Source organism: Pseudomonas frederiksbergensis, assembly GCF_900105495.1.
Lineage (GTDB): Bacteria > Pseudomonadota > Gammaproteobacteria > Pseudomonadales > Pseudomonadaceae > Aquipseudomonas > Aquipseudomonas frederiksbergensis.
In genome coordinates, this window is the sequence record NZ_FNTF01000002.1 from 689,486 (window position 1) to 701,974 (window position 12,489).

Sequence of the window (12,489 nt, forward strand, 5' to 3'; positions counted from 1 at the left end):
TCGCGATAGCGGTAGATCAGTCGAAATCATCCACGACTGTCACACCGCTATCGCGAGCAGGCTCGCTCCCACAGTGGATTTGTATCTCCCGTGAGATCAGCGGTAATCATCCACCGGGACGCAAGCGCAAAACAGGTTCCGATCGCCGTAAACGTTATCGACACGGTTCACCACCGGCCAGTACTTGTGCGCCTTGGTGTGAGCATCCGGTGTCACCGCCTGCTCGATGCTGTAGGACCGTTCCCAAACCCCGGTGATATCCGCCAGGGTATGCGGCGAACGTTTCAGCGGGTTGTCATCGGCTGGCCAGTTGCCGTTCTGCACCTCGGTGATTTCCGCGCGGATACTCAGCATCGCCCCGATAAACCGGTCCAGTTCTGCCTTGGATTCACTTTCGGTCGGTTCCACCATCAACGTCCCCGGTACAGGAAACGACATGGTCGGCGCATGGAAGCCGTAGTCCATCAGCCGCTTGGCGACGTCCTCCTCGCTGATTCCGGTCAGCGTCTTGAGTGGCCGCAGGTCAAGAATGCATTCGTGAGCCACCCGCTCGTTGCGCCCGGTGTAAAGCACCGGAAACGCCCCGGACAAGTGCTGCGCCAGGTAATTCGCGGCGAGGATCGCCACCTCACTGGCATCCGCCAGTTGCGGCCCCATCATCGCGATGTACATCCAGCTGATCGGCAGGATGCTCGCACTGCCCCAAGGCGCCGCACTGACTGCGCCGTTTTGCGCCAGTGGCCCTTCGATCGGCACCACCGGGTGGTTGGCCACGAACGGCGCCAGATGCGCGCGCACACCAATCGGCCCCATGCCCGGCCCGCCGCCACCATGGGGAATGCAGAAAGTCTTGTGCAGGTTCATGTGGGACACGTCGGCACCAATGTCCGCCGGGCGCGCCAGTCCGACCTGCGCGTTAAGGTTGGCGCCATCCATGTACACCTGGCCGCCGTGGCTGTGGATAACTTCGCAGATTTCGCTGATGCCTTCCTCGTATACGCCGTGGGTCGAAGGATACGTCGCCATCAGGCAGGCGAGTTTGTCGCCCGCCTCGGCTGCTTTGCCTTTAAGGTCATCCAGATCAACGTTGCCCGCCTCGTCACACTCGACGATCACCACCCGCATCCCGGCCATCTGCGCCGACGCCGGGTTGGTGCCGTGGGCCGAGGACGGGATCAGGCAAATATCCCGCGCGCCCTCATGACGACTCTCGTGATATTTGCGGATCGCCAGCAACCCGGCGTACTCGCCTTGGGCGCCAGAGTTGGGTTGCATGCAGATCGCGTCGAAACCGGTAATCGCGCAGAGCCAGCGCTCCAGTTCTTCGATCATCAGCGAATAACCGATCGCCTGCTCTTTCGGCACAAACGGGTGCAGGTTGGCGAACTGCGGCCACGTGATCGGGATCATCTCGCTGGTGGCGTTGAGCTTCATGGTGCAGGAGCCCAGCGGGATCATCGATTGATTGAGCGCCAGGTCCTTGTTCTCCAGCTGCTTGAGGTAGCGCAGCATCTCGGTTTCGCTGTGATGGGCGCTGAACACCGGATGACGCAGATAAGGCGAGGTACGCAGCAGACCGGCAGGAATGCCGGAATCAAGGGTTTCGGCGTCCAGTTCGTCGACGTTGAGCCCATGATCGGAACCGAGGAATACATCAAACAACTTGGCGACGGTGGATTCGTCAGAGGTTTCATCGAGACTCAGCCCCAACTGCCCACGCCCGAGAATGCGCAGGTTGATCTGAGCAGCCTGGGCGCTTTCGATGATTGCGGTCTGAGTACCCCCGACTTCCAGCGTCAGCGTGTCGAAAAAGTGCGTGTTGAGGCGGGTGATGCCGTGGCGCTCCAGGCCAGCGGCGAGGATGCAGGTCAGCCGATGGACGCGTTGGGCAATGCGTTTGAGCCCTTCCGGACCGTGGTAGACCGCATAGAAACTGGCAATGTTGGCCAGCAGTACCTGAGCGGTGCAGATGTTCGAGTTGGCTTTCTCCCGGCGGATATGTTGTTCGCGGGTTTGCAGGGCCATGCGCAAAGCGACGTTGCCGCGAGCATCCTTCGACACGCCGATGATTCGCCCGGGAATCGCCCGTTTGTATTCATCGCGACTGGCAAAAAACGCCGCGTGAGGGCCGCCGTAACCCATGGGCACGCCAAAACGCTGGGAGGAACCGAACACCACGTCGGCGCCCAACTCCCCCGGCGGGGTCAGCAACAGCAGACTCAACAGATCGGTGGCGACACACGCCAGGGCTTGCTGCGCATGCAGATGATCGATCAAGGGACGAAGGTCGCGGATTTCACCGTGGGTATCGGGATATTGCAGGAGCGCGCCGAATACCTGGTGCTGTTTCAAGTTATCCACAGTGTCGATGATCAGCTCGAAGCCGAACCCTTCTGCTCGGGTCTGCACCACGGAAATAGTCTGCGGATGACAGTTTTCGTCGACGAAGAACAGATTGCTTCTGGACTTGGCGACCCGCTTGGCCAGTGCCATGGCCTCCGCCGCCGCCGTGGCTTCGTCCAGCAGCGAGGCGTTGGCCAGTTCCAGGCCTGTGAGGTCGATGGTCAATTGCTGGAAGTTCAGCAGCGCTTCGAGCCGGCCCTGGGCGATCTCTGGTTGATAGGGCGTGTACGCGGTGTACCAACCGGGATTTTCCAGCACGTTGCGCACAATGACGGGTGGCGTGAGGGTGCCGTGGTAGCCCATGCCGATCAGGCTGGTCCACACCTGGTTTTGCTCGGCATAACCGCGCAGTTTGGCCAGCGCGGCTTCTTCGTCGAGAGCGGGTGGCAGGTCGAGCGGCCTGTTCAGACGGATTCCTGGCGGCACCGTCTGCTCGATCAACTCGACTCGGCTGCCAAGTCCGAGGCTGTCGAGCATCGCCTGTTGCTCGGCGGCATCGGGCCCGAGGTGACGGCGAAGAAAGGCATTGGGGTCGCGTAACTGGCTCAAGGACGGCAACTGGGACATGACGGGCTCTCTCTTGACTGGCGCTCAACGTCGATGCAACACGGTCAAACCAGCATAGCAGTCGATGTCCCTGTGTCCCTGAAGATCAAAAGATCGCAGCCTCGTTTCACTCGACAGCTCCTACAGGGATCGCATTCCAATGTAGGAGCTGTCGAGTGAAACGAGGCTGCGATCTTTTGATTTTGAGAATAAAAAAGCCCCGACAAGTCGGGGCTTTGGGGGGTGACGCTTAAGGCTTACTCGCCGATGGCGGCCTTGTAGCCTGCTGCATCGAGCAGCTTGTCCAGATCGCCAGCGTTGCTTGGCTTGAGCTTGAAGATCCAGGCACCGTACGGGTCGGAGTTGAGCAACTCAGGGTTAGCGCTCAGTTCTTCGTTGATGGCAATCACTTCACCGGCAACCGGGGAGTAGATGTCCGAAGCGGCTTTAACCGACTCCACCACACCGGATTGATCACCGGCAGCGAAGACTGTCCCGACTTCGGTCAGCTCAACGAACACCACGTCGCCCAAGGCTTCCTGAGCGTGATCGCTGATGCCCACGGTGACGCTGCCATCGGCTTCGAGACGGGCCCACTCGTGACTTTCGGCAAAACGCAGGTCGGCAGGAATATCGCTCATGTTCTGTGTCCTCAAGAGAATTGTCAGCGGTCGTTGCCCGCCAGAAAAGGTTAGATCAAGGTTTTGCCATGGCGTACGAAGGTCGGTTTGACCACTCGGACCGGGTACCACTTGCCACGGATTTCCACTTCTGCGCGGTCGGCTGTCGCCATCGGCACGCGCGCCAGGGCAATCGACTTGCTAAGCGTAGGAGAGAAACTACCACTGGTGATCTCCCCTTCGCCAACATTGGCGATGCGGACCACTTGATGAGCGCGCAAAACCCCACGCTCCTCAAGGACCAGACCGACCAGTTTGTGCTGCACACCACCCGCCCGTTCGGCTTCAAGAGCGCTGCGGCCGATGAACTGGCGAGTGGCCGGTTCCCACGCAATGCTCCAGGCCATGTTGGAGGCCAGTGGTGAAACGTCTTGATGAATGTCCTGACCGTAGAGGTTCATACCGGCTTCGACCCGCAGCGTATCGCGTGCCCCGAGGCCGATCGGCGAAATGCCCGCGCCCACCAGATCGTTGAAAAATCCTGGCGCTTGATTGGCCGGCAGCACGATTTCCAGGCCATCTTCGCCGGTGTAGCCCGTGCGTGCGATGAACCAGTCACCATCGGCCTGGCCTTCGAAGGGCTTGAGCATCTGAATCAGGTTGCCCCGGGACTGGGTCACCAGTTCCGAGATTTTGTGCCGGGCGTGGGGCCCCTGAATGGCCAGCATCGCCAACTCGGAGCGCTCGTTGAGCTGCACCTTGAAACCTTCGAGGTGAGCCTGCATCCAGGCGAGGTCCTGATTACGGGTGGAGGCGTTGACCACCAGCCGATACCCGTCGTCGAGACGGTAGACGATCATGTCGTCGACGATGCCGCCGCGCTCGTTGAGCATGGTGCTGTACAAGGCACGGCCAGGGCTGTGCAGACGTTCGACATCATTGGCCAACAAATGCTGGAGCCAAACCTTGGCCTGAGGGCCGCTGACATCGATCACGGTCATGTGGGATACATCGAAAACCCCACAATCGCGGCGCACCTGATGGTGTTCCTCGACCTGCGAGCCGTAATGCAAAGGCATATCCCAACCGCCAAAATCGACCATCTTCGCGCCGAGGGCGAGATGAAGGTCATACAGAGGCGTGCGCTGTCCCATGGGTTTCTCCTTCCGGGCGTGGCGAAGGTGCGGGCCGGTACTGCACGGGGTGAAAGCCTTGAAACAGAAGGCTTTCAGCCGATTTCAGCTACCTGGTCCGTAGGACGGACCGCACCGAATGCCGCGCATTGTAGCCTCAAGGTGTAGGACTGGCACCTAGGCGTTTCGATGCGCTGAACGTCGAATCAATCCGATGACCGGTAACAGCCCGACCAAAACCAGGGTCAGGGCAGGCAACGAGGCTCTCGCCCACTCGCCTTCGCTGGTCATTTCGAAGATGCGTACCGCCAGCGTGTCCCAGCCAAACGGGCGCATCAGAAGGGTCGCGGGCATTTCCTTGAGCACATCGACGAACACCAGCAACGCGGCGCTCAACGTTCCAGGCAGCAATAACGGCAGATACACTTTGAAAAACAGTCGTGGCCCACTGACGCCAAGGCTACGTGCCGCTTCAGGCAAAGATGGCCGTATTCGCGCCAGACTGCTTTCCAGCGGCCCATAAGCCACCGCGATGAAACGCACCAGGTAGGCCAGCAACAACGCCGACAGGCTGCCCAGCAGCAATGGCTTGCCGGCGCCGCCCAGCCAACCCGACAACGGGATCACCAGTTCGCGGTCCAGGTAACTGAACGCCAACATGATCGACACCGCCAGCACCGAACCCGGCAAGGCGTAACCGAGGTTGGCCAGGCTGATGCCGGAGCGGATCGCTCGGGTCGGTGCCAGACGCCGGGCAAACGCCAGCACTAAAGCCACACTGACGGTGATCAGCGCCGCCATGCCGCCCAGGTACAGGGTATGGACGATCAGTCCCGCGTAACGCTCATCGAGGTCGAAACGCCCGCGCTGCCAGAACCACACCACCAGTTGAAGCACGGGAATGACGAAAGCGCAGGCGAACACCAGGCCGCACCAACTCATGGCCGCCAGCGCCTTGAAACCGCGCAGGTGATACAACGCCTTGACCCGCGGTCGTTCGTTGCTCGCCCGGTTGGCCCCGCGTGCACGGCGCTCGCCGTACAGCACGACCATCACCACCAGCAGCAACAGGCTGGCCAGTTGCGCAGCGGTGGAGAGGCTGAAGAATCCGTACCAGGTCTTGTAAATGGCGGTGGTGAACGTGTCGAAGTTGAACACCGACACCGCGCCGAAATCCGCCAGGGTTTCCATCAACGCCAGCGCCACGCCAGCGCCGATGGCCGGGCGCGCCATGGGCAACGCGACTCGCCAGAACGCTTGCCACGGGGATTGCCCCAGGACTCGCGCCGCTTCCATCAAGCCTTTGCCCTGAGCCAGGAATGCGGTTCGCGCCAACAGGTAAACGTAGGGATAAAAGACCAGCACCAGGACCAGAATCACTCCGCCGGTGGAGCGCACGCGCGGCAACCTCAACCCCGTGCCGAACCATTCGCGCAACAGGGTTTGCACGGGCCCGGCGAAATCCAACAGGCCGACGAAGACGAACGCCAGCACATAGGCGGGAATCGCGAATGGCAGCATCAGCGCCCAGTCCAGCCAACGTCGACCGGGGAATTCGCAGAGGCTGGTGAGCCAGGCCAGGCTTACACCCAAGAGCGTCACACCGATACCAACGCCGAGCACCAGGGTCAGGGTATTGCCCAGCAAGCGCGGCATTTGGGTATCCCAGAGGTGGGACCAGATTTGAAGATCGACGGTTTGCCATGACAACAGCAAAACGCTGAGGGGCAACAGGACCAGCGCAGCGATGGCGAAGACCAGGGGTACCAGCGGCGTTGGGCGGGGTGGGCCAAGGAGATTCTCTAGAAAATATTGGGCCAACTCTAACCTGAAGTCGGCTCCATTTTGTGGCGAGGGAGCTTGCTCCCGCTCGGGTGCGAAGCAGCCGCAGGAGGTTATCAGATCATCTCGATCCTGACCTGTCGATGCCAACGGGGCCGCTTCGCAGCCCAGCGGGAGCAAGCTCCCTCGCCACAGGTAGCCGCTCGCCACAATAACGGTGGGGGTCAGTTCCAGCCAGCCCGATCCATCATGCGAATCGCTTCAGCCTGACGCTTGCCGGCAATTTCCACAGGCAACGTATCAGCCACAAACTTGCCCCAGCCCGCCACTTCTGCAGAAGGTTGAACCGCAGGGTTGGCCGGGAATTCCTGGTTCACGTCAGCGAAAATCTTCTGCGCTTCAGGCGTGGTCATCCACTCTACCAGCGCCTTGGCGGCTTCCGGATGCGGGGCGTGTTTGGTCAGGCCGATGCCCGACAGGTTGACGTGCACGCCACGGTCACCCTGGTTTGGCCAGAACAGCTTCACCGGCAGGTCTGGCTTCTGCTTGTGCAGACGACCGTAGTAATAGGTATTGACGATACCGACGTCGCATTGACCCGCGTTGATGGCTTCCAGCACCGCGACGTCATCGGAGAACACATCGGTGGACAGGTTATTCACCCAGCCCTTGAGAATTTTCTCGGTTTTGTCGGCGCCATGGACTTCGATCATGGTGGCGGTCAGGGACTGGTTGTAGACCTTCTTCGACGTGCGCAGGCACAGGCGGCCTTCCCACTGCTTGTCTGCCAGCGCCTCGTAGGTGGTCAACTCACCGGGTTTCACCCGATCGGTGGAGTAAGCAATGGTCCGCGCCCGCAGGCTCAGGCCAGTCCAGGCATGGGCGGATGAGCGGTATTGCAGCGGGATGTTGGCGTCGATCACCTTGGAGGTGAACGGTTGCAGGATGCCCATTTGCTCGGCCTGCCAGAGGTTGCCGGCATCGACGGTCAGCAGCAGATCCGCGGTAGCGTTCTCGCCCTCGGCCTTGATCCGCTGCATCAGCGGCGCTTCCTTGTCGGTGATGAACTTCACCTGCACACCGGTTTTTGCGGTGTAGGCATCGAAGACCGGCTTGATCAGCTCGTCGATACGCGAGGAATAAACCACCACCTCGTCAGCGGCCTGGGCCGCAGTGCTACCAATCAGGGTCAGGGCGAGCGCGGTCAATAGACGCTTCGGTACCAACATGGGAGCGATCCTCGATTGAAAAAATGAAGCCAAATGATATGGACTCACATTTACCTTCTCAATCGAACAGTTGGTGGAGACGTTACCAGATGTTGCACGGAACCATGGACAATGTGGCGAGGGGGCTTGCCCCCGTTCGAGCGCGAAGCGGTCGCAAATCGAAATGCAAGGTTTGTCTGAAGATATGCCGGGGCTGCTTCGCAACCCAACGGGGGCAAGCCCCCTCGCCACAGGTCAGGCTTTGGCCAACGCGGGCAAATCACCGGTCAACCCCAGCGCCTCACGCACGAACAGCGCCTTGGCTTCGGGCATCTGATCGACCATCTTCAACCCGGCATTGCGCAACCAGCGAATCGGCAACGGATCGGCCTGGAAGAGACGCTCGAAGCCTTCCATCGCCGCCATCAACGCCAGGTTGTGGGGCATGCGCCGACGTTCGTAACGGCTGAGCACTTTCACATCCGCCAGACGTTCGCCACGCGTGGCCGCTTGCAACAGCACTTCGGCCAGCACGGCGGCATCGAGAAAACCCAGGTTCACGCCCTGCCCGGCCAATGGGTGAATGGTGTGCGCCGCATCCCCGATCAACGCCAGACCTTCAGCCACATAACGCTTGGCATGACGCTGGCGTAGCGGTACGCACAGGCGCGGGTCGGCGCTGACCACCTCGCCCAGTCGGCCTTCGAAGGCCCGCTCCAGCTCTTTGCAGAAACCGTCGTCATCCAGCGCCATCAGGCGTTCGGCTTCGCTCGGGGTGGTCGACCAGACGATCGAACACCAATCCTGCTGACCATCACGCTCCAGCGGCAAGAACGCCAGCGGACCGTTGTCGGTGAAGCGCTGCCACGCGGTCAGTTGATGAGGTTTGGCACTGCGCACGCTGGTGACAATCGCATGGTGCAGGTAGTCCCACTCGCGCGTCGCCATGCCGGTCAGACGCCGAACGGCGGAATTGGCGCCATCCGCTGCGATCACCAAAGGTGCGCGCAAGGTGCGGCCATCGGCCAGGGTCAGCAACCAGTCATCGCCGGAACGACGCATTTGCTCCAGGCGCGCATTGGCCAACATGCCGAGATCGCAGTCGTGCAGGCGGTCGAGCAAGGCGTCCTGAACCACGCGGTTCTCGACGATATGCCCCAGCACGTCGGCATGCACACTGGCCGCCGAGAAATGGATTTGCCCGGTGCCGCTGCCGTCCCAAACCTGCATGTCGGTGTAGGGGCTGCTGCGCCGTTTGGCGATGCCGTCCCAGACGCCCAGACGATCAAGAATCCGCTGGCTGGCAATCGATAAGGCGCTGACTCGCGGCTCGAACGAAGCCTGAGCATCGAAGGGTTTGACGCTCAGGGGGCTGCCGTCCAGCAGCAGGACTTCCAGCCCGCTGTCCTGCAACGCCAGCGCCAGGGCGCTGCCGACCATTCCGGCCCCGACAATCAGCAGATCTGCGCGCATTTCCATGCTTTAAGCCTGTCTCGCTTGCGGCTTGAGCCGCCTAAAAAGGGATTTAACCAAAGTGCCCGCGCCGAGGTACGGCGGGCTGCCGAACCACTCAAGCATCGGGACGCGTACCCAGCCCCATGGCCTGACGCGCGAACCAGCGTTTGGCCGGCGGCAACAGGTCCAGCCCGAGCAGGCCGATATTGCGGCCCAGGGAAACCAAGGGTTGAGTGCTGCCGAACAAACGGGTGACCTGATCGGAGAAACCCACGGTCAGGTTCTGGTCCAGACGCTGACGCTCGCGGTAGACCTGCAAGGTCGCAAAGTCGCCGGGAGATGTTTCGCTGCTTAGCAACGCATCGGCCAGCGCTTGAGCATCACGCAACGACAGGTTGAAACCTTGCCCGGCTATCGGGTGCAGACTGTGGGCAGCATTGCCGAGAATTGCCAGGTGCGGACGCACCTGCTCTTCGGCCTCGATCAATGTCAGCGGGTACAAATGCCGCGCGCCAACCTGTTTCAACGTGCCGAGGCGATAACCGAACACGCCTTGCAGCTCGCTGAGGAAACTCTTTTCATCGAGGGCCGCCAGCCGTTGCGCGTCCATCCCCAATCGGGTCCAGACCAGTGCGCAGCGGTTTTCCGGCAAAGGCAACAAGGCCATCGGCCCGTCATCGGTGAAACGCTCGAAGGCCATGCCGTTGTGCGCTTCACTCGGCGTGATGTTGGCAATCAACGCGCTCTGGTTATACGGGCGCTTTTTGATGCCGATCCCCAGTTGCTCGCGCAGGCCGGAACGACCGCCATCAGCCAGCACCGCAAGATCGCATTCCAGAGTGGTTTCGTCGTTGAGGGTCAGGCGATAGCCATCGATCAGCGGCTCCATACGCGTGACTTCCGCCGGGCAACGCCAGCTGATCACGTCCTTGTCCAGCCCCTGCCAGAGGCATTGGCCGAGCCAGGCGTTTTCCACCACATAACCCAGCGCCGGAACGCCCTCTTCCATCGCTGACAATCGCGCGGTGGAAAAGCGTCCACGGTCGGAGACATGAATCTGTTTGATCGGCTCGGCGCGGCGGGAGATTTCCTGCCACACGCCCAACCGTTGATAAATCTGCTTGGCACCGTAGGACAACGCCGAGGAACGGGCGTCGTAGCTCGGTTGATAAGTATCGCCGGGGGCGAACGGTTCGATCAGCACGATCTTCCAGCCACGAGCCTTGGCCCCCGCCTGCAACGCCAACGCCAGACTGGCGCCGACCAGGCCACCACCGATGATTGCCAGATTGACTCGACTCATGCCGCTTGTGTCCGCGCGGCGGCCATCAAGGCCTCGATCTCGGCGACCGTTTTCGGTACGCCTTTGGTCAGGATTTCACAGCCGGTTTTGGTGACCACTACGTCGTCCTCGATGCGCACGCCAATGCCGCGCCATTTTTTCGCTACGTTCTGGTTGCCCGGGGCAATGTAGATGCCCGGCTCTACGGTCAGCGCCATGCCGACTTCCAATACACGCCATTCCCCGCCGACCTTGTATTCGCCGACATCATGCACATCCATGCCCAGCCAGTGGCCGGCGCGGTGCATGTAGAACGCTTTATAGGCTTCGCTGGCGATCAACTCATCGACCTCGCCCTGCAACAGGCCCAACTTCACTAACCCGGCAGTAATCACCCGGACTGTAGCTTCGTGGGCCTGATTCCAGTGTTTGTCTGGGGCAATTTCCGCAAACGCGGCTTCTTGCGACGCCAGCACCAACTCGTAGATTGCCTTCTGTTCCGCTGAATACTTGCCGTTGACCGGCCAGGTGCGGGTGATGTCGCTGGCGTAGCAGTCGATCTCACAACCGGCGTCGATCAATACCAGATCGCCGTCCTTGAGCACCGCGTCATTCTGCTGGTAATGCAGGATGCAGCTGTTGCGCCCAGCGGCGACGATCGAGCCGTAGGCCGGCATTTTCGCCCCGCCCTTGCGGAATTCGTAGTCGAGTTCGGCTTCGAGGCTGAACTCATGCAGCCCCACACGACTGGCCTGCATCGCACGGATGTGCGCCTGGGCGGAAATCCGTGCGGCTTCGCGCATCACCTTCACTTCTGCCGCCGATTTATACAGGCGCATGTCGTGAAGCAGGTGATCCAGGGCAACGAATTCGTTCGGCGGCTGGGCGCCGAGGTGCGCTTTAGAGCGGATCACGTTGATCCAGTCCATCAGGTGCCGGTCGAATTCCGGATTGCTGCCCATGGCCGAATACACCCGGTCGCGACCTTCGATCAGGCCCGGCAAGATGTCGTCGATGTCGGTGATGGGGAAGGCGTCGTCGGCGCCAAAGTCGCGAATCGCGCCTTCCTGCCCGGCGCGCAGGCCGTCCCACAACTCCCGTTCGGCATTGCGTTCACGGCAGAACAGAATGTATTCGCCGTGCAGACGCCCAGGCATCAAAACGATGACCGCCTGAGGCTCGGGAAAACCGCTGAGGTACTGGAAGTCGCTGTCCTGACGGTAAACGTGCTCGACGTCGCGGTTGCGGATCGCAACGGCGGCGGCGGGCAGGATGGCGATGCTGTTGGGTTCCATCTGCGCCATCAGGGCCTTGCGGCGACGGCTGTATTCCGATTTCGGGATATGAATCATGGGCAGATGGCTTTCCCTGGCACGCGATTAATGCAACGACGGCTTGGCGGCAGCCGGCGCGTCCGGCTTTTTGCTTTCGGTGAACAGCAGCAGCGGCGCGACGCGCAGGTACTCCATCACTTCCATGTAATCGCTTTCGCCGTCGTCGGACTCTTCCAGGGCGTCTTGCACCTGTGAAATAGCCGCCAGGTCCTGAAGCACTTCGGTGGCCTCGGTGCTCAGCATGCTGCTGTCACGGCAGTTCAGGCCAAAACCGCTGAGGAAACCCTGGCACCATTGGCCCAGTGCGGCGGCACGGTCGGCCAGTGGCTCGTCATCGGTCGGCAGCAACAGAACGACGGTCACGTCGTCGCCGGTGAGCTCGCCCTTGACCATCTCCTGCAAGCCGATCAAGGCGTTGCGGACGTTATCCTGCGGCTCGCTCTCGAGCAGTTCGGCGGCATCGACCAGCCAGCCTTCGGCATCGAAACCGGCACCGGCGCAACTGCGGCCGAGCAACAGGCCATGCAATTCGGCAGGCGAGACGTTATGACCGCTGGAAGTCAGCAGTTTGGCGAAGGCTTGGTACGGGGAATTCTGAATGGGCATGGGCAGCTAGGCGCCAGACGGCGCTATGTCTAGAATGAAGGCCTTGTATCCTACATCGACAGACTCGCCAAGACTATTAAAGGCTGTCCGCCAGCTACCACTCATCAGACTCAAATTCAG

The 12,489-nt window shown here is 61.0% G+C and carries 8 protein-coding genes and 1 pseudogene; all 9 read right to left on the reverse strand.

Annotated elements, in window-relative coordinates:
* Positions 1-96: 96 nt before the first annotated feature.
* Positions 97-2,970, reverse strand: coding sequence for an aminomethyl-transferring glycine dehydrogenase (gene gcvP / locus BLW70_RS03830; protein ID WP_074871815.1), 2,874 nt, complete (start codon positions 2,968-2,970; stop codon positions 97-99).
* 236 nt (positions 2,971-3,206) lie between these two features.
* Positions 3,207-3,590 carry a glycine cleavage system protein GcvH gene (gene gcvH, locus BLW70_RS03835; RefSeq protein WP_074871817.1) on the reverse strand — a complete coding sequence of 128 codons (384 nt, stop codon included), beginning with the start codon at positions 3,588-3,590 and terminating at the stop codon, positions 3,207-3,209.
* A gap of 50 nt (positions 3,591-3,640) precedes the next feature.
* Entirely contained in the window at positions 3,641-4,723 is a 1,083-nt protein-coding gene (gene gcvT / locus BLW70_RS03840) for a glycine cleavage system aminomethyltransferase GcvT (RefSeq protein ID WP_074871819.1), read from the reverse strand.
* Between the two features lie 156 nt (positions 4,724-4,879).
* Positions 4,880-6,495: pseudogene (locus tag BLW70_RS03845) on the reverse strand (ABC transporter permease).
* Between the two features lie 213 nt (positions 6,496-6,708).
* Positions 6,709-7,713 carry an extracellular solute-binding protein gene (locus tag BLW70_RS03850; RefSeq protein WP_074871821.1) on the reverse strand — a complete coding sequence of 335 codons (1,005 nt, stop codon included), beginning with the start codon at positions 7,711-7,713 and terminating at the stop codon, positions 6,709-6,711.
* A gap of 234 nt (positions 7,714-7,947) precedes the next feature.
* Positions 7,948-9,165, reverse strand: coding sequence for a 2-octaprenyl-3-methyl-6-methoxy-1,4-benzoquinol hydroxylase (locus BLW70_RS03855; protein WP_162842867.1), 1,218 nt, complete (start codon positions 9,163-9,165; stop codon positions 7,948-7,950).
* A 97-nt stretch (positions 9,166-9,262) separates the two neighbouring features.
* Positions 9,263-10,450, reverse strand: coding sequence for a 2-octaprenyl-6-methoxyphenyl hydroxylase (gene ubiH, locus BLW70_RS03860; RefSeq protein WP_074871825.1), 1,188 nt, complete (start codon positions 10,448-10,450; stop codon positions 9,263-9,265).
* Positions 10,447-11,781, reverse strand: coding sequence for a Xaa-Pro aminopeptidase (gene pepP, locus BLW70_RS03865; RefSeq protein WP_074871826.1), 1,335 nt, complete (start codon positions 11,779-11,781; stop codon positions 10,447-10,449). Before pepP ends, ubiH begins: the two co-directional genes overlap by 4 nt.
* Before the next feature lie 27 nt (positions 11,782-11,808).
* Positions 11,809-12,369, reverse strand: coding sequence for a YecA/YgfB family protein (locus BLW70_RS03870; protein WP_074871828.1), 561 nt, complete (start codon positions 12,367-12,369; stop codon positions 11,809-11,811).
* Positions 12,370-12,489 lie beyond the last annotated feature (120 nt).